Here is an 18,676-nt window from a genome sequence, read left to right on the forward strand (position 1 = left end):
AGGATCAGGCGCGCAGGCAGCGCCGCGCGCCATTCTAGCCAGTGGGATGTGGCAATCAGTAGGTGCCGAACGGCACTTCAACCACGACCGGGGCGCCGGCAGGCAGCACCTGCAGGGTGTACCGGTCCAGTGCGCCGTCATCATCGGCCAGCGGCTGACGGTGGAACTGCAGGCGATAATGGCCCTCGCCCACGCGCACCTCGGTGCCGTCGGCAGCCAGCGCGGCAGCGTCGGGCAGCAGCAGCCCGCCCAGGTCGCTGTAGGCACCGGCAACATCGGCGAAACCATAATCGGCCAGTTCATCCACCCGCTGCATCGCATAGACATGCGGCAGATACGGGCGCGCGGGGCTGCGGCCGTTGCTCAGATCGGTCACCCCGGCCTGCGGCAGGTGGTACTGCTCGCGCAGCGCGGCAACACCCAGCGACTCACTGGCCACCTGCAGGCAGCACACCGTGCGCTTGCCTTCACGGTCGAGGATCGCGAAGCGATCACCACGGGTTGCGGCCTGCGGCAGCATCGCGAACGCCAGGTTGCGCTGCGCCGGCTGGTAACCGGCTTCGGTCTGCAGGTTGCGCCAGCCACCAAATACCGGCGCTTCGGCCGCCGGCGCTGGCGCCGGTTCGGCAGCCATGGCTGCCACTGCCATGCAGAGCAACGACAGCACTGCCGTCGCCTTCACTGCGTTCTGCCTGCCACGGAAACTGCCTGACCTCATACCGGACCCAACACCTGCACCGGAGGGGCCCGGCCTGCCCGCCGGCACGTTACCGGCAACGCCGGCCACTATGCAGTGCGGCGGCCGCGCGGGCAATGACCCGAACGCTGCCGGGTTTCGCGCGGTCAGTGCTATCGTGCCGCCAATCCCCTGCGCAGGAGCGCCCGCATGACCATCCGCCTGACTCTGTTGCTGTCCGCCTCGGCCTTGTTGCTGTCGGCCTGTGTCAGCACTCCCGGCCCGGAGGTCAAGGGCAGTGGCCGCTGCGATGCCAGCCAGCTGGGCTGGGCCATCGGCCAGCCGGCCAACGAGCCGAACATCCGCCGCCTGTCCAGCGAAAGCGGCGCCGGCATGGTCAACCCCATCGGCCCGGCCACCATCACCACCAAGGACATCCGCCAGGACCGCCTGCGCGTGTTCGTGGACAAGGACAACATCATCACCGCCACCCGCTGCGAGTAAGCGCGTCACGGCCGTTGCGCAGAGCCGGGCTTGCGCCCGGCTCCATGGTTCAGGGCTCGGTGTAGGCCGAGCACTCCGGCAGCGGCTGGTCCGGCTGGTACGCCCCTGACGTGAAGCGAAAGGTGCGCGTGTAGCTGCATTGCGCATCCTGTTCGGTGCGCAGGTCCTTCTTCGTCAACCGCCCCTTGGCCAGCGAGTCCCGCTGCGGTGATACCCCGGCTGGATAGTTGGTGGCCCCGGCCTGGTAGCGCAGTACGGGCATGTCCTGCGCTTCGGCTGCCAGCGCAAGTTCCGCATCGAAGCTGTACTCGTCATGGCAGGCGCCGGCACGCTGATCAAAATCGCGCTCGCTGAAACAGGCCCGGATCATCTTGTTGGCCGACCACGCAACGGACAGCACGTCGGCGTCCACCTGGATGCCATCGTCGAGATGACGGATGCGCGCCAGGTGCAGGGTCGATGCGCTGGCACCGCCGCCGGAATACATCGCACGGGCCTCCACCAGACCGCCGACAAGCACGTTCTGCAATGCGGCCTGTTGTGGATCGGCCACGGCCTGGGCTGCCCCGGCGCCGGGAGCCAGGCGCACGATGAAGGGCCAGACCCGCAGGTCGCCATCGTCAACCACGTCGATGGGCACGTAGCGCATCTGCGGCTCGCCTTCAGCATCCGCGCGCTCGGCAACTTCCAGCGAGGCCGGCTGGTCTTCGCCCGCTGAAGGCAGCGCCTGCACGCACCACTGGCCATCAGCAGTGCAGTAGCGCTCCGGGCCGTCCGGTCCCTGCCCGCCCTGCAGCAGCAGCGTCTCCAGCCGGTTGCCTGCCGCGTCCCGTTGAACGGGCGCAACGTCCGCCGCTGCAGGCAACGACGATGCCAGCAGCAGTACGGACAGCACCGCGTAAGCCATGCGCGTGGAAACCATGATCATCCTGTGCGCACCGGCACGTCCTTGCGAGGGGCCGATGGTAGCGCAGGCGCCACGTTGCGGCTCAATGCCCGTCGCAGTCGCAGCTGCCCCACCCTCTCGCCTTCGACGTCTGGCCGATGCCGGGGTTGAAGGTATTGCTCGGGTCCAGCGTGCGGTAGAAGCCGGCCAGCGCCGGCTTGGCCGGATACAGGTGGCCGACGTTGTGCTCGGCCGGGTACTCCGCGCCGCGCTGGTCCAGCAACGCCCACATCGCATGCTCGATGGCCATCGGATCTTCCCCCTTGCGCGCGATGTAGTCCTGGTGGAACACATGGCACAGGAAATGGCCGTAGTACAGCTTGTGCAGCAGGCGCCCATCAATATCGGCCGGCAGCTGCTCGAACCAGTCGGCGTCATCGCGGCGCAGCGCAATGTCCAGCGCGACGATGTCCTGCACCTGGTCGCGATGCACTTCGCGGTAGCGTACCGCCGCACCGGCCACCGCGAAACGATGCAGGAAGGCCTTGCGCCCTTCGTCCGCCGTGCAATGGAAGTAGCCGCCTTCATGGTCGTTGAAGAAGCCGCGCAGCCAGGCCTCGGTGGCAGCCGCATCCTGTGCGGACACCTTCAGGAGCAGGTGATGCTCGTAACGCTGGCGGAACTCGCCCATGCGCTTGGGCAGGTGCGAGGGCAACAGGCCGGTCAGCGCCTGCATCATGCGGTCGGTGACACCGCGCAGGCCCAGCCGCTCAAACCAGCCATCAACCCGGCTCTTCAGTGCGAATGCGGCCGGAACGCGCGCGGTACCGAGCGTGTCGATCAGCAGGAAACTGTCCTTGCCGTAGCGCTCGCCGATGTCATAGGCATCCCGGTGGATGTACTCGCCGGCGATGGGCAGGCGCTCGAAGCCGGTCAGCAGCTGGCGGCGGATCGCGGTCAGGCTGTCGGTGCGGTTGCTGCCGATATAGAAGACCTCGGCAGCCTCCTTCTCGAAGGTATCCAGGCGCACGGCGAACACCGCCAGCTTGCCGGCAGATCCGGCCGCCTCGAAATGGCGACTGGGGTCGGCGTTGAAGCGTGCCGGGGTATCGGCATCGACCTTGCGCACTTCCTCGGCATAACGCGGATCGGAGGCGGCACGGCCATCACCGTCGCTGACATCGGCAGCGCTGTAGTCACCGCTCTGCAGGCGTTGCAGGATCTGCTCGGGCGTATCGCCCAGCGCGATGCCCAGATGGTTGACCAGTTGCAGTTCACCCCGCGCGTCGACCTGCGCATACAGCGCCAGTTCGGTATAGGCCGGGCCGCGGCGCACCAGCGCGCCACCGGAGTTGTTGCAGATGCCGCCCAGCACCGAGGCGCCGATGCACGACGAGCCGATCACCGAGTGCGGCTCGCGGCCCAGTGGCGCCAGCGTCTGCTCCAGCCGGTCCAGCGTCGCGCCGGGCAGGCACAGCACCTGGCGGCCTTCATTCAACAGCTGGATGCCGGTCAGGCGCAGGGTGCTGACCAGCACGATCGGCCGGCCGTAGTCGTCGCCGTCCGGGGTGGAACCGCCGGTCAGGCCGGTATTGGCCGCCTGCAGGATGATCGCGGCCCCGCCCTGCACCGTGGCCTGCAGCACGTTCCACAATTGCAGCAGCGTGCCCGGGCGTACCACCGCCAGTACCGGGCCATCACCGAAGCGATAGCCGCGACGAAAGCGACGGGTGGCCTTGTCGCCGGTCAGTACGTGGCGGTCCCCCACCGCGGCACGCAACTGTTCCAGCACCGTATTGCGATCACTCATGGCAGGCGCACCAGCGAATCACGGCCGATGTCGGCAATGCGATGCGCGCCGGTCAGGGTCATCGCCACGCGCATTTCCTTGGCGATCAGGTCCAGCAGGTTGGCCACGCCGGCCTCGCCCTGCGCGGCAAGAGCGTAGACGAACGCGCGGCCCAGCAGCACGGTGTCGGCGCCCAGCGCCAGCATGCGCACCACGTCCAGGCCGGTGCGGATGCCCGAATCGGCGAGGATCTTCAGGTCACCCTGTACGGCGTCGGCGATGGCCGGCAACGCCCGTGCGGTGGACAGCACGCCATCGAGCTGGCGGCCGCCATGGTTGGAGACCACGATGCCATCGGCGCCGAACGCCACCGCATCACGCGCATCGTCCGGGTCGAGGATGCCCTTGATCACCATCGGGCCTTTCCAGAACTCACGGATCCACTCCAGGTCCTTCCACGAAATGGACGGATCGAAGTTGCTGCCCAGCCAGCCGATGTAGTCCTCCAGGCCCGTTGGGTTGCCACGGTAGGTGGAGATGTTGCCGAGGTCATGCGGGCGTCCGCGCAGGCCCACGTCCCACGCCCAGCGCGGATGGGTGATGGCCTGGCCGATGCGGCGCATTGCAGCGTTCGGACCACTCATGCCCGAGTGTGCGTCGCGATAGCGCGCGCCCGGCACCGGCATGTCGACAGTGAATACCAGAGTGGTTACACCGGCCGCCTGCGCGCGCTCCAGCGCATTGCGCATGAAACCGCGATCGCGCAGCACGTACAGCTGGAACCACATCGGGCGCTGGATCGCCGGGGCGACTTCTTCGATCGGGCACACCGACACCGTGGAAAGCGTGAACGGAATGCCGCGGCTGTCGGCTGCACGCGCGGCCTGCACTTCGCCGCGACGGGCATACATGCCGGTCAGGCCGACCGGTGCCAGTGCCACCGGCATCGCCAGTTTCTCGCCGAACAGCTCTGTTTCCAGGCTCAGGTCGGACATGTTGCGCAGGACGCGCTGGCGCAGCGCGATGTCGGACAGATCGGACACGTTGCGCTTCAGCGTGTGCTCGGCATACGCGCCACCATCGATGTAGTGGAACAGGAACGGCGGCAGCCGGCGTTCGGCTGCGGCACGGTAATCGGTGGAGGCGGAGATGATCATGGGGTCAACCGTGTGGGGAAGGTAGACGTGAAGCCCGCGCACGCCGGGCTTCGTTGTCATCGAGGGTGCGCAGCGTGGTGTGCACGAACTCGAGGTGGGCATGCGCGGCGGCGCGCGCACGTTCGGGGTCGCCGGCCAGCACCGCATCCATCATTTCGCGATGCTGGTCGGACAGCGGCGAGAAGGTCCTGGCCGAGGTGTAGAGCTTTTCGCGGCTCTGCGAGATATTGGTCTGCAGCAGTTCGAACAGGCCGCGCATCACCTGCAGCAATACCAGGTTGTGCGAGGCCTCGGCGATGGACAGGTGGAAGGCCGCATCGGCCTGCGCCTCACCGGCGGGGTCGTCCTTGCCATGCGCATCCATCATGGTCTGGAACGCCTGGGCGATGCGTGCGCGGTCCTCGTCGGTGGCGCGCAGCGCGGCGTGCCAGGCCGTGGCGCCTTCCAGCGCGTGGCGGATTTCCAGCACATCGAAGCGGTATTCCGGGTCCCCCTGGAACAGCGGCAGGTACGGCACCAGCGGTTCATCCAGCGCCTGCCGCGCACGTGCGGCGGGCTCGCTCACGTAAGTGCCACCGCCTACCCGCGCGGTCAGCAGACCATGGCTGGACAACTGCGCGATGGCCTCGCGCAGCGCAGTGCGCGAGACCCCCAGCTGAACGGCCAGCGTGCGCTCGGCCGGCAGCCTGTCGCCCGGCTGCAACTGCTGTTCCTGCACCAGCGCACGCAGCTGCGCGGCCACCTTGTCCGAAACCCGTTGTGTGCTCATGGCGCCATTGTGGCCCGAAGCACGCCGCTGTTGGTCGGCCTGTACTGCATGGCTCAGGGAATCATCCAGGTCAACCAGTAGGCCTGGGCCAAGGTGATCAGGCCGACCATCGTGGTGAAGATCAGGCTGTGCTTGACGGTGAAGCGGAACAGGTCCGACTCCTTGCCGGCCAGGCCCACCGCCGCGCAGGCAATGGCTATGGACTGCGGCGAGATCATCTTGCCGGTGACACCGCCGGTGGTGTTGGCCGCTACCAGCAGCACGTCGGACACGCCGATCTGCTGCGCGGTGGTCGCCTGCAGCGCCGAGAACAGTGCATTGGACGAGGTATCCGAACCGGTCAGGAACACGCCCAGCCAGCCCAGGAACGGCGAGAAGAACGGGAACGCCTTGCCGGTGTGCGCCAGTGCCAGGGCCAGCGTTGCCGACAGGCCCGAATAGTTGGCGATGAAGGCGAACGCCAGCACCATGCCGATCGAAAAGATCGGCATGCGCAGTTCGCGCACGGTTTCAGCGAAGGTCTGCAGCGCCGAGCGCGCCGGCATGCGCAGGGCGATGATCGCAATGATTGCAGCAAGGATGATCGAGGTACCCGTGGCCGAGAACCAGTCGAACTTGTACCCCGCCTCATAGCTCAGCGGCGCATCGACGATCGGCGGCATCTTCTGCACCATCTGGTCCAGGCCCGGTACCGGAATCTTCAGCACCCAGCCTTCAAGCGGGCCACCGGCTGCGAACAGCGACTTGAACGGCTTGATGCTCCACACGGTGACCATCGCAGTGAGGATCAGGAACGGCGACCACGCCTTGGCGATCTGGCCGACGCTGTGGCGCGGCGCCTCCATTGCCTGTGCGGCCGCCTCGGCGCTGGTTTCGGTATCGAAGCGGAAGATCCGTGCCGGCTTCCAGCGGCGCAGGAACAGGGTCAGGCAGACCAGCGACGCCAGCGAGGCGGTGATGTCCGGCAGTTCCGGGCCGATGAAGTTGGAGGTCAGGTACTGGGCGATGGCGAACGAACCGCCGGCCACCAGCACCGCCGGCCAGGTTTCCTTGATGCCGCGCCAGCCGTCCATGATCGCCATGATCCAGAACAGCACGATGACAGTCAGGAACGGCAGCTGGCGGCCGGCCATCTGGCCGATCTCGAAGGCATCCAGGCCGGTCACCTGCCCCGCCACGATGATCGGGATGCCCATCGCGCCGAACGCCACCGGCGCGGTGTTGACGATCAGGCACAGGCCGGCCGCATACAGCGGCTTGAAGCCCAGCCCGACCAGCAGCGCGGCGGTGATCGCCACCGGCGCACCGAACCCGGCTGCACCTTCCAGGAAGGCACCGAAGGCAAAGCCGACCATCAGCATCTGCAATCGCTGGTCCTCGGTGACCGACAGGATCGAGGCACGGATGACGTCGAACTGGCCGGTCTTGACCGAAACCTTGTACAGGAACACCGCGCCGATGATGATCCAGGCGATCGGCCACAGGCCATAGACGAAGCCGAAGCCGGCCGCGCCCAGCGCCTGCGCCACCGGCATGCGATAGAACAGCAGCGCCACGGCAAGGGCGATGGCCACCGTGAGGGTGCCGGCGATCCAGCCCTTCATGCGCAGCACGGCCAGGGCGATGAAGAAGAAGGCGATCGGCAGCAGCGCGATCAGGCTCGACAACCACAGGTTGCCGGCGGGGTCGTACACGTGTTGCCAGGGCTGCATAGGGCTCTCGACAGGAACAGGAGGTTCCCCACCGGGTGGGGGCGTCGGGCCCGCCATATATTGGTCGTACCACATTGACCAATAATCGGGCCGCAGGCGCGAATTGAACCTCCAATCCTGCCGACAGCCTATTAGACCATAGGGCTATACGGAATTATTGGTAGTACCATTTAGCGGTTACAACTTCTTTTCCACCCGCCGTATCAACGCCAGCACCAGCACGCACAGTACGCTGACACCGAGCGCGATCACGTACTTGCCGATGCCCACGGCAATACCGATGGCCGCAGCCATCACCAGCGAACTGGCCGTGGTGAGCCCGCTGACCTGGTCTTCGCGATTGCCGCGCAGGATGGTGCCGGCGGCAACGAAGCCCACGCAGGCCACCACCGCTTCGATCAATCGCACCGGGTCGACCTGCAGCAGATCGCGGTAGCGTTCCTGCTGGAAGTGTTCGGCCACCGAATCACCGAGGCCGACGATCAGCGCAGCGGCACCGGCAATCAGCATGTGCGTGCGCAGGCCGGCAGCGTGCTTGCCCATCTCACGTTCAACGCCCAGCACGCCGCCAAAGACCATGGCGGCGGCCACGCGCAGCAGAATGGACATGTCCTGGGTAAGTTCCATGGGGAGGCTCCGGAAGTTTCCCGGAGCGTTGCCCGGCGGCCGTGGGACGGGAGTGAAGGAGATGGCACGCCCTCTTCACCGGGCGATGCCACCTTGTTCCATGCAACGGGAGTTGCCGGCCAGCGGCCGGCACTACTGCGCCAGATAACCACCGTCGATGGCGTAGTAGGCACCCGTCGCGAACGAGGCATCGTCGCTGGCCAGCCAGGCGACCAGCGCGGCCACTTCCTGCGGCGTTCCCAACCGCTTGAGTGCATGCCGGCCTTCCAGGGTGGCACGCACTTTGGCGTCCATCTTTTCCAGCAACGGCGTGTTGATGAAGCCCGGGCCCACCGCATTGATGCGGATGCCATCGGCAGCGTGCTCCCATGCAGCCGTCTGGGTCAGGCCGACCACGCCGTGCTTGGCGGCCGCGTAGGCGGTCGAACCGGCATAGCCCACCTGCCCCAGGATGGAGGCCATGTTGATGATGCTGCCGCCGCTGCCCGCCGTGCGCATCGCCTGGATCTGCGCCCGCTGGCACAGGAACACGCTGGTCAGGTTCACATCGACCACGCGCTTCCAGCCATCGATGGGATAGTCGCCGCTGCTTGCCGCTGGCCCGCCGATGCCAGCGTTATTCACTGCAACATGCACGCCGCCCAGTTCCTTCACCGTGCGCTGCACCGCCGCTTCCACCGCCGCCTCGTCGGTGACATCCAACGCGACACCGATGGCCTCGGCACCCTGGTTGCGCAGCGTGGCCACCGTGGCATCCACCGCATCCTGCTTCAGGTCCCACACCGAAATGCGCGCACCCGATGCAGCGAGCGTTTCCGCTACCGCCAGGCCGATACCGGATACACCGCCGGTGACGATCGCGGTTTTTCCGTTGAGTCGGTAATCAATCATCTGTGGTCTCCATCTGTTGGGAAATCGATGCGGACAGAACCGTCCGACCTCACCGACACTACGCCCTTCTTCGTGACGAAAGCGCTGCATGCGGGATACTTGCGCGCATGCCCGCCACCTGAGCTCCCATGCGTACAGCCTGCGTTCCACTTTCTGCCGATGCCGAACGGCGGCTGGATACCGATTCCTGCCTGCCTGGCGACCTGTACGAAGTGATGCTCAGCGATGCCACGGTCGATCTGCTGTTCGACAGCGGCTTCCTCACTGCCCTCAATACCCGGTTCGGCCTGCTCTTTGACCACTACGAAGACGAATCGATCACCCGTCCCGAGCAGTTACAGTACGCACGCGCATTGCTACGCGATCTTCAACTTGGCCGTAAATGCCAATCGATTGACCCGTTGGATATCGCATTCGGGCTCGCATTGGAGAAAATGACAGGAATCTATTTCCAACTCTGAAAGCGCAGGACCGATCCGCGCTGCAGGTGCACGATGGAACGTGCGGGCACATCGTCGCCGGCACCCATCATCCATGGTTGAGCGCCGAGCGATGTCCCGATATTTCACGTTTGCCGATTACCGCCGTTTTGGCCAGCGACACGGCTATGACTACCGTGCCGATCCAGGCCACCTGCGCGAAGAACAGTGGGCCGGTCACGGCGACCTGCACGAACAGACCCTGCGTGGCGGCATGAGCCTGCTCGCCTCGGATGTGCACAACCGCATCGCCTACACCGCCACAGCGCACGAACGGCCCGGCCTGGTCATCCGTGTGATGCTGCAGGGCCAGGTCGACGTGCAGGTTCCCAACCGCAGTGACTTCAGCCTGCGCGCAGGCACCGCAGTGACCACCAGCCACCGCGACCATGTGGCAATGGTCGGCGTCCATCCCGGCAATATGCGCTTGCGTGGCATCAGCCTGATGGTGCCAGCCGATCTGGACCCGGACCTGCTGCGGCAACCGCAATTGCAGCGGGCATTGGGTTCACACATGGAATGCAGGCACTGGGCGATTCCGCACGCGATGCTGCCGCCTCTCGCGCAGCTGTTCGACAGCCCCTGGCAGGACGGGCTGGACGCGCTGTGGCGCGAGGGCATTGCCCTGCAGTTGCTGTCCACCGGCCTGCAGGCCGATGATCTGCACGCCGAAGGTGCGCGTGCGCTGCGCAGTGGCCAGCGGGCGCGGCTGGAACGCGTACGGACGTTCCTGCACGACGATCCTGGCCATGCGCACAGCCTGCTGGAACTTGCCCAACTGGCCTGCATGAGCCCCAGCGCACTGCGCCGGCACTTCGTCCAGGCGTATGGCTGCTCGGTGTTCGACTACCTGCACGAACAACGCATGCGACATGCCGAGCAGGGCCTTCGCGAATCCGGCTGGAGCGTGGAACAGGCGGCTGCGGAAACCGGCTATCGGCACCCCAGCAACTTCGCTGCCGCATTCCGCAAGCGCTTCGGGCTGGTGCCCAGCCGCTGGCGCACCGGCCCTTCGAAGGTTGGTTGAAGCGCATCTGCCCGGGCAGGTGTCGACCTTGGTCGACACGCTTTCGCACCATCGCGTTGCCGGCCAGCGGCCGGCACTACCTCACCCGGCACTACCGACATCGCGCGACCGGAGTAGCGCCGGGCCGTGCCCGGCGTCATCCCCTCTGTCTCAGTACACCGGCAGTTCGATGTAACTGGCCTGCGCGGCGCTGTGCCATACCCGCTGCGTCGCCTTCTGGTAGTCACCTGGCTTGGCCAGGTAGATGTTCGGCACGTAGGTCTGTGGGTTGCGGTCGTACAGCGGGAACAGGCTGGACTGCACCTGCACCATCACCCGGTGGCCCTTCTGGAAGGTGTGGTTGGCATTGGGCAGGTCGAAACGGTACGGCAGCACCTGGTTCGCCGCCAGCGCCTTGGGGTCGCTGAAGCTCTCGCGGTAGCGGCCACGGAAGATCGCCAGCGACACCGGCAGCTCATAGCCGCCCATCTCCGGTGTCGATGCTTGCTGGTCGGGATACACGTCGATCAGCTTCACCACCCAGTCGCTGTCGGTGCCACTGGTGGACGCCTGCAGGTTCACCACCGGCGTACCTCCGATGCGCAGCGGTGCGGTCAACGGCTCGGTGATGAAGGTCAGCACGTCGGGACGTCCATCGACGAAGCGCTGATCCTTGACCAGCCAGGTGGTCCACATGTCGCGGTCGCCGAAGCGCACCGGGCGCGGTACGAACGGCACCGGCTTGGACGGATCGGACACGTATTCCTCGAAGTCGCCCTCGCCCGCCGCCGGCGCCTGGAACGCCAGCTTGCCACCGGCACGCAGGTACAGCGGCTTGCTGTTTGCCGCGCACGCCTTCTCGCAGCTGCGCGGCCAGCCCTGCAGGCGGTCCCAGTGGTTTTCACCGGTGTTGTAGACCAGCACTGGTGGCGTATCGGCCTTCGGCGCGCCATCCACCAGGTACTGGTCGAAGAACGGCTTGAGCACGTCGCGGCGGAACTGCAGCGCGGTATCGCCATCGAATTTCAGCGCCCCAAGCTGGCTGCCGTCATAGTTCACCTGGCTGTGCCGCCACGGGCCCATCACCAGGTAGTTGTGGGTGTTGCCGGTGTCGCGCCCTTCCATCGCCTGGTAGGCGTGGTTGGCACCCCACATGTCTTCCTGGTCCCACAGGCCCTGCAGCCACATCGTCGGCACCTTCAGCGGCGTCTTCGCCATCACCGCATCCAGCGCCTGGCCCTGCCAGAACGCATCGTATGCGGGGTGCTGTACCAGCTTTTTCCACCAGGTCAGCTGGTCCACGCCGGTAAAGCGGGCGTAGTCACCGGCCGAGCCGATGCGCAGGAAAGTGCTGTAATCGTCGTAGCCCAGCGACGGCAGCGGCGTGCCCTTGCCCCGCTTCTCGGTCTGCATCGCGAAGTAGTTGAAATTGACCTGGCGGAAGGCACCGTAGTTGAGCCAGTCGTCACCCATCCAGCCATCGACCATCGGGCTCTGCGGCGCGGCCACCTTCAGTGCAGGGTGCGGATCGGTCAGCGCCATCACCACGGTGAAGCCTTCGTACGACGAGCCGAGCATGCCGACCTTGCCGTTGGTCTCCGGCACATGCTTGACCAGCCAATCGATGGTGTCCCACGCGTCGGTGGAATGATCGACCTTGGTACCGTTCAGTGGCCCACGCAGCGGCCGGGTCATCACGTAATCGCCTTCGGAGCCGTACTTGCCACGGATGTCCTGGAACACGCGGATGTAGCCGCCATCGACGAACACTTCATCGCCCTGCGGCAGCAGATCGCGCATGCGCGGCGAATCGCTGCGGCTGGCGCGGCCGGCGGCGTCGTACGGTGTGCGGGTCAGCAGGATCGGTGCATTGCGGGCACCCTTGGGCACCACGATCACCGTGTACAGCTTGGTGCCATCACGCATCGGCACCATCACCACGCGCTTGTCGTAGTCGCGGCCCACATCGGGGGCGACGAAGGGTTTTCCGCTGATGTCCGGGGTCATCGGCGGCGTGTCGGCGGCCAGCACGGCGCTGGACAGGCTCAGGGCTACGGCAACAGCAACGGCACGCACACGCATGGACGACCCCTCGGGCAGGAAAGGCCCCAGCCTACTCCCGTAGCCCCCGGCAAAGCGTGTGCCTGCTTTGCATTCTGCGGCGTTTACAGGCAGGACTGATGGCACATGTGCGGTCTGCTGCCGCTGCGCTCACCGGGCATGGCCCGGTGCTACCCGTTCACGGCCAACCACGGTAGCGCCGGGCCATGCCCGGCGGATCCATCACGCCACCGGTACTTCATGCAGGGCAAGCCAGCGCCAGCGCCCTCGTTCCTGCCGCAGCACTGCCAGCGATTCCCGCCATTCGGTTTCTCCCCCACCCACGGCATGTCCCTCGCGATAACGCAGCACCGCCAAGGGCGACGGCGCTTCCACCGCCTGCACGGCCTCGATGGCGATCCGCAGTCCCGGCCGGCCGCCGTGTCCGCCCACGAACAGCGCCTGCACGGCGGCGCGGTCCAACCTGCGACCGGAGATGCCGACCATGCTGAAGTCCGCGCAGAAATGTTCCATCAGATCAGCCAGTGCATCGGCCGCGACCTCTGCGCGGAACCAGGCCTGCAGCGTGTCGTGCAGCAGGTGGATTTCGTGTTCGGCGGTCATGTCCATCAAGCAGTCTCCGGAGCGGAAAGGGAATGTAGCTGCGACCGGCGCAGCAGCGCCAGCGGCAACAGGGTGAGTACGGCCGCCAGGCCCAGCGCCACGCCGGTGGCATGCGCCGGCCACCACTGCATGGCCAAGGCCAGCAGCAGAGCAATGGCGGCGGTACCCAGGCAGAAGCTGAGCTGGCGGTTGAGGTTCCACAGTGCACTGGCATCGCCCAGCGCCTCGGCGTCCACACCCTGGAACGCCAGCGTCTGCGCGGTGCTGCTGCACAGGCTGCCGCCAGCGCCCATCAGGGCGAACAGCATGGCGGCCAGCGCGAAGGGGGGCTGCGATTGCAGCGCCATCAGCAGCAGACCGCTGGCCTGCAGGACCATGCCCAGCCGCAGCACCGCGCCCGGCCCGAAGTGCGCCAGCAATCGCCGGCTGCCGGTGATTGCCAGTGCCGAGGCCAGCGCCCACGGCAACATCAAGGCGCCGATCTGCGCGGCGCTGTAACCGGCGTGGTTCAACTGCAGGGTACTGGCCAGCTGGCTGCCGATGAACACACCCGGCACCGCCAGATAGACCAGCATCGCCATGCGCAGGCCTCGATGGGACAGCAGCGACCAGCGCAGCAGCGGCTGCGGCTGCCGGCGTGCATTACGCAGGTGGGCGGCGGCCAGCACTGCTGCCAGCAGCAGCAACCCTGCGCCGGCGAAGCGATGGTCGGGCTCACCCAGCCAGGTCAATGCCAGCAGCAACGCGCCCAGCGCAGACATCGCGGTGGCCAGTGCATAGCCCTGCAGGCGTGGCGCACTGCGCAGGCCATCGGCCGGCATCCACGCCAGCACCAGGGCGATCGCCAGCACCGCCAGCGGCAGGCTGGCCCACAGCACGCCGCGCCAGGACAGCCACTGCACCAGCAGGCCGCCAAGAGCCGGTGCCAGTGCCGGCACCAGCAACGCCACCAGCAGGATGCGCCGGGTCAGCGCACCGCGTTGCTCAGGCGTGCACTGCCGGTACGCCGCCGCCTGCGCCACCGGAATCAGCAGCCCGCCAGCCAACCCCTGCAGCAGCCGCCAGCCCAGCAGCCAGCCGATGGACGGCGCGGCGCCGGCCAGGCCCGCAGCCACTGCGAACAGCACCAAGGCAGCCAGCAGCAGGCGACGCTCGCCGCAGCGCGCGGCCAGCCACGGGGCCAGCGGGATTACCACGCTCAGGCCCAGCATGTAAGCCGTGCCCACCCAGGCCAGGGTGCCGATGTCCGCATGCAGCTCGGCCGCCAGCGCCGGGTAGGCCACGGTGGCGATGAACATGTTGACCAGGTCCAGGGCGAACACCAGCAGGAAGATCGCCTCATGGCGCAGGCGTGGGGAAGGCATCAGCAGGCTCCGGCAGCGAAGGCGACAGCATCGCGGACCAGCGTTGTTGGAAAAACACGACGGCAGCTGCAACACTGTCAAACCTGTTTTGACAATCAGCCACCATGGTCAGCCTCGATCGCTTCGATATCTTCCGTGCCGTGGTCGAGGCCGGCAGCCTGACCGCCGCCGCCGAGCGCCTGGGCCTGAGCCGGGCCGTGGTCAGCTTCAACCTGAAGCGGCTGGAGCAGGAGCTGGGGGTAACCCTGCTTCTGCGCAGTACCCGCCACCTGGCGCTGACCGAGGCCGGCGAACAGTTCCTGCAGCACTGCGTGCAGGCACTGGATGCCGCGCAGGCCGCCATCGATGCCGCGCGCCGCGACCAGCATCAACTGCAGGGCGTACTGCGCCTGACCACCACCCCGGAGTACGCGCAGCTGCGGCTGATTCCAGCTCTGGAAGCCTTCCGCGCGCAGCATCCAGCGCTGGTGCTGCATCTATCGACCTCGCCAGCCCCGGCCGACCTGATTCCCGAGCGCTTCGACCTGGCGATCCGCCTCGGCCGCCTGCCCGATTCGCAACTGCATGCCACCGAGCTGGAACGTCACCCGCTGTGCGCAGTCGCCGCTCCGGCATTGCTGGCGCGCCTGGGGTCCGGCAGGGCGGTGGATGATCCGGTGCTGCTGGGCACCCTGCCCCGCCTCGGCTATCCGCGCCTGGCCGATGTGCCAGTGGTCGCGCCGGATGGCAGCGATGCATTGTTTGCCACCAATCCGGGCAACGCGGTGATCCGCGTGGATGGGGCCAGCAGCCTGCGCGCGTTCGCCGTGGCCGGTGCAGGAGTGACCGTGCTGCCACGCTGGCTGATCGAGGACGATCTCGCCCACGACCGCCTGCGGCCGGTGCTGCGCCAGCATCGATTCCCGCAGCAGAGCGTGTACGCGGTGTACCCGCACAGCAGCCAGCCCTCGCCGAAGGTGCGGCAGCTGATCGATTTCCTGCGCGGGTGGTTTGGTGACGACGCCAGCTGAATCCTTCGCCCGCCGGGCACGGCCCGGCGCTACCGGGATGCCCGTAATCGGGTAGCGCCGGGCCATGCCCGGCCAGCGCAGCGGCACCCCGTAAACAGACACGGCCCCTTGCGGGGCCGTGTCTTCAACCATCAGTACCGCAGCGGATCAGCGCAGCACCTGCTCCACCAGCTGCACGTCCACCGTCTGCAGCGGCTCGGCGGCGTTGCGCGACAGCTGCACCTGGTAGGTGCCGCCATCGATCTTCCACTGGCGGGCCTGTGCATCGTAATGGGCCAGGGTCTTCGGCTCGGCTTCGATGCGGATGCGGCGCTGCTCGCCCGGCTGCAACTCGACCTTGTCGTAGCCGATCAGGCGGATCGGCGTGGTGCTGCCGGCCGGCAGCTTCAGGTACAGCTGGGCGACGTCGGCACCGACGCGCTTGCCGGTGTTGCGGATGTCGACGCTGGCAACCAGGCGCGAACCCTCCACGCTCACCTTCAGGTTTTCATAGGCGAACGAGGTGTAGGACAGGCCGTGGCCGAAGGCGAAGGTCGGGGTCAGGCCCTTGGCCGCCATCCACTTGTAGCCGACGTTGGCGCCTTCGATATCGAAATCGAACACATCGCCGAACGGCTTGGCCGGCTTGAAGCCAAGGCCATCGATGTGCGGGCGCGGCAACTGCGATTCGTCCACCACCCAGGTCACCGGCAGGCGGCCGGACGGATTGGCCTGACCGGTCAGCAGTGCGGCAATGCCTTCACCGCCACGGATACCCGGGTACCAGGCCTGCAGCACCGCCGGCACCTGCGCCAGCCACGGCGTACGCACCGGGCCGTTGGTTTCCAGCACCAGCACGGTCTTCGGGTTGGCCTTGGCCACCGCCGAAATCAACGCATCCTGGTTGTCCGGCAGCTGCATGTCCGGCAGGTCCACCGATTCGGCCGCCCACTGGGTGGCGAACACGATGGCCACATCCGCCTGTGCAGCAGCCTTGGCCGCAGCGGCGGCATTGGTGCCGTCCACATAGGTGATGGTGGCGTCCGGACGCGCGGCACGCAGCGATTCCAACGGCGAGGACGGATGGAAGATCACCGGGCCCGGCCAGGTGGTCGGCAGCACGCCCGGCACCGCGTTGGTGCCCTTGGCCGTGACGCCCACCATCGACGAACCACCGCCACCGATCACGCCCTTGTCGGCATGGCCACCGATGATGACGATGCGCTTGGCGCTGTCGGCCAGCGGCAGCAGGCTGCCTTCATTGCGCAGCAGCACGCTGCCTTCTTCCACCGTGCGCTGGGCCACGGCGAAACCGGCTTCGGCGTCGACCTTCTGGTGCTGCGGCGGGTTGTCGAAGTTGCCGTGCAGGAACATCGTGCGCAGGATGCGCGCGACCATGTCGTTCAGGCGCGCCTGCGGTACCACGCCGCCGTGCACGGCCAGGCGCAGCGGCTCATCGAAGAACACCGCCGCATCGAACACTTCACCGGCGGACTGCTGGTCCAGGCCGGCCAGCGCCGCCTTCGAACCGCTGTGCACGCCGCCCCAGTCGGACATCACGAAACCGGGGAATTTCCACTCCTGCTTCAGCACCTGGTTCATCAGGTAGCCGTTTTCGCACCCGTAGGTACCGTTGATCTTGTTGTACGAGCACATCGCCACGCCCGGGCGGCCAGCTTCCAGCGCGATCTCGAACGCCAGCAGATCCGACTCGTGCATGGCCTGCTCGCCAATGCGCACGTCGTGGAAGTTGCGGCGGGTCTCCATGTCGTTCAGCGCGAAGTGCTTCATCGAGGAGATCACGTGCTGGCTCTGCACGCCCTGGATCACTGCGCCGACCATCGAACCGGCCAGCAGCGGGTCTTCACCGGCGTATTCGAAGTTGCGGCCGTTACGCGGGTCACGCTGCAGGTTGACGCTGCCGGACAGCAGGATGTTGAAGCGCTGCTGCCAGGCTTCGCGACCCATCGTCGCGCCACCGGCAAAGGCAACACCGCGGTTCCAGGTGGACGCCGTGGACGGGCCCGACGGCATGGCGGTGGCGAAATCACCCGGGCGGATGCCACCGGGATTGGTCACGCCCACGCCGGCGTCGGCCGACTGCTGCGACGGAATGCCCAAGCGCGCTACGCCCGGCACGAAACCGGCCGAACCCACTGCACCTTCCGGCAGCTTGCCACCGTCCTTGCCCAGCCCGAAGTAGCTGTGCAGCATCTGGAACTTCTCGTCCTCGGTCATCGCCTTCAGCAGCAGCGCAGCGCGCGCATCGGCGGTGAGCGTGGTATCCATCCACGGCTGCTCGCCGCCCTTGTCCGCCGCATAGGCCAGGGTCAGCAGGGTTGCACGCAGCGCGCTGCCTTCAACCTTGAACGGCGCACTGCTGGCGGCCTGGAAGCCATCGCTGAAATAGCTGGCATCGGCCTCCAGGGCCACGCGTGCCGGATCGAAGCCGGCCGCTTTGGCCGACTCACCGGCCACCGCACCGAGCAGCACCGCCGGCGCGCCCAGTCGCGAACGCGACACCAGTGCCGGCAACTGCGAAGCACCGGCGCCAGCGTCGGTGTACACCGCCACTGCATGGCGGCCGTCATCCAGGCGCAGGTAGTTCAGGCCCGGCTGGTCGGGGCCGGATTCGGCGGCGATCGGCAGCCGGGTCAACACGGCCTGGCCGTGCTGGGTCTGGCCGTCATCCTTGCTGGCGGCGATGAAGCGGTACTGGTAGCCCAGGCCATCGGCCAGCAGCTGCAGCGGATCGACCTGGCCGATGCCGCGCTGTACCTGGCGAACGCTGACCGCATCCACCTGCAGGGTCTTCAACTGGGCAGCCAGGGCCGGCATCGCGTCCGCGGTCGGCGCCTGTTCCAGTGTCAGCACGGTGAAGGCGGCGGAGTCGGCCCAGGCCGGGGCGGCCAGTGCGGCAGACAGGGCCAGGGACAGGGCGAGCGGCTTTGTAAACGTTTTCATCGGCGGGCGTAATTCCGTTGCCAAGGCAATCGGTCCAGGGAAAGTGCCGCCGAAGGGTGCAGCGTCATGCCGCGCATGCGTTGCCGGGCAACGCCTTGCAGGCCAGAGGACGGGCCGGTCTGCGCGCGGGACCCTCCTCCCGTGCGTGACAACCTGCCTGTCCGGGCCGCGCAGGGCGACCCATCATGTGAAGAGTGTG

Annotated in this window: 16 protein-coding genes; 4 read left to right on the forward strand and 12 right to left on the reverse strand. The window is 67.0% G+C overall.

Translation table 11 applies throughout. From position 1 onward, the window contains the following. Positions 1-55 precede the first annotated feature (55 nt). Complete coding sequence (locus ACUXVE_RS17580) at positions 56-718, reverse strand: decarboxylase (protein WP_445514882.1); 663 nt, start codon at positions 716-718, stop codon at positions 56-58. Positions 719-886: 168 nt separating this feature from the next. Between ACUXVE_RS17580 and ACUXVE_RS17585 the strand changes: the two genes are divergently transcribed. Beyond that, the gene (locus ACUXVE_RS17585) at positions 887-1,180 is read left to right on the forward strand and encodes a hypothetical protein (protein WP_093819190.1); all 294 of its coding nucleotides are present in this window, start codon (positions 887-889) and stop codon (positions 1,178-1,180) included. A 49-nt stretch (positions 1,181-1,229) separates the two neighbouring features. On the opposite strand, the gene ACUXVE_RS17590 is transcribed toward ACUXVE_RS17585, so the two are convergent. From ACUXVE_RS17590 to ACUXVE_RS17620, 7 genes are all read right to left on the reverse strand, one after another. Further along, positions 1,230-2,102: a hypothetical protein gene (locus ACUXVE_RS17590; protein ID WP_445514883.1), complete on the reverse strand. Its 873-nt coding sequence runs from the start codon at positions 2,100-2,102 to the stop codon at positions 1,230-1,232. A gap of 67 nt (positions 2,103-2,169) precedes the next feature. Further along, complete coding sequence (gene dld, locus ACUXVE_RS17595) at positions 2,170-3,876, reverse strand: D-lactate dehydrogenase (protein ID WP_445514884.1); 1,707 nt, start codon at positions 3,874-3,876, stop codon at positions 2,170-2,172. Then, entirely contained in the window at positions 3,873-5,012 is a 1,140-nt protein-coding gene (gene lldD / locus ACUXVE_RS17600) for an FMN-dependent L-lactate dehydrogenase LldD (protein ID WP_033831370.1), read from the reverse strand. The genes dld and lldD overlap by 4 nt, the downstream gene beginning before the upstream one ends. 4 nt (positions 5,013-5,016) lie before the next feature. Further along, complete coding sequence (lldR, locus tag ACUXVE_RS17605) at positions 5,017-5,781, reverse strand: transcriptional regulator LldR (RefSeq protein WP_032975263.1); 765 nt, start codon at positions 5,779-5,781, stop codon at positions 5,017-5,019. Between the two features lie 53 nt (positions 5,782-5,834). Next, complete coding sequence (lldP, locus tag ACUXVE_RS17610) at positions 5,835-7,493, reverse strand: L-lactate permease (protein ID WP_445514885.1); 1,659 nt, start codon at positions 7,491-7,493, stop codon at positions 5,835-5,837. A 177-nt stretch (positions 7,494-7,670) separates the two neighbouring features. After that, entirely contained in the window at positions 7,671-8,120 is a 450-nt protein-coding gene (locus ACUXVE_RS17615; RefSeq protein WP_032975262.1) for an MgtC/SapB family protein, read from the reverse strand. A 132-nt stretch (positions 8,121-8,252) separates the two neighbouring features. After that, positions 8,253-9,011, reverse strand: coding sequence for an SDR family NAD(P)-dependent oxidoreductase (locus tag ACUXVE_RS17620; protein WP_025878504.1), 759 nt, complete (start codon positions 9,009-9,011; stop codon positions 8,253-8,255). Between the two features lie 128 nt (positions 9,012-9,139). On the opposite strand from ACUXVE_RS17620, the gene ACUXVE_RS17625 reads away from it, so the two are divergent. Together ACUXVE_RS17625 and ACUXVE_RS17630 are read left to right on the forward strand one after the other, a co-directional pair. Continuing rightward, entirely contained in the window at positions 9,140-9,472 is a 333-nt protein-coding gene (locus ACUXVE_RS17625) for a hypothetical protein (protein WP_222389138.1), read from the forward strand. A gap of 91 nt (positions 9,473-9,563) precedes the next feature. Continuing rightward, positions 9,564-10,517 (forward strand): helix-turn-helix transcriptional regulator, encoded by a 954-nt coding sequence (locus tag ACUXVE_RS17630; RefSeq protein WP_208082500.1) that lies wholly within the window; start codon positions 9,564-9,566, stop codon positions 10,515-10,517. A gap of 150 nt (positions 10,518-10,667) precedes the next feature. On the opposite strand, the gene ACUXVE_RS17635 is transcribed toward ACUXVE_RS17630, so the two are convergent. The 3 genes from ACUXVE_RS17635 to ACUXVE_RS17645 form a co-directional block, all read right to left on the reverse strand. Then, the gene (locus tag ACUXVE_RS17635) at positions 10,668-12,578 is read right to left on the reverse strand and encodes a CocE/NonD family hydrolase (RefSeq protein WP_445514886.1); all 1,911 of its coding nucleotides are present in this window, start codon (positions 12,576-12,578) and stop codon (positions 10,668-10,670) included. Between the two features lie 201 nt (positions 12,579-12,779). Continuing rightward, on the reverse strand, positions 12,780-13,166 hold the full coding sequence (locus tag ACUXVE_RS17640; RefSeq protein ID WP_222389134.1) for a DUF4440 domain-containing protein: 387 nt from the start codon (positions 13,164-13,166) through the stop codon (positions 12,780-12,782). After that, the gene (locus tag ACUXVE_RS17645; protein ID WP_222389132.1) at positions 13,166-14,524 is read right to left on the reverse strand and encodes an MFS transporter; all 1,359 of its coding nucleotides are present in this window, start codon (positions 14,522-14,524) and stop codon (positions 13,166-13,168) included. Before ACUXVE_RS17645 ends, ACUXVE_RS17640 begins: the two co-directional genes overlap by 1 nt. Before the next feature lie 104 nt (positions 14,525-14,628). On the opposite strand from ACUXVE_RS17645, the gene ACUXVE_RS17650 reads away from it, so the two are divergent. Beyond that, positions 14,629-15,534 carry a LysR family transcriptional regulator gene (locus tag ACUXVE_RS17650; RefSeq protein WP_222389128.1) on the forward strand — a complete coding sequence of 302 codons (906 nt, stop codon included), beginning with the start codon at positions 14,629-14,631 and terminating at the stop codon, positions 15,532-15,534. A gap of 147 nt (positions 15,535-15,681) precedes the next feature. On the opposite strand, the gene ACUXVE_RS17655 is transcribed toward ACUXVE_RS17650, so the two are convergent. Next, positions 15,682-18,477, reverse strand: coding sequence for a beta-glucosidase (locus ACUXVE_RS17655; protein ID WP_445514887.1), 2,796 nt, complete (start codon positions 18,475-18,477; stop codon positions 15,682-15,684). Positions 18,478-18,676 lie beyond the last annotated feature (199 nt).

The organism is Stenotrophomonas sp. 3(2025), from assembly GCF_052665395.1.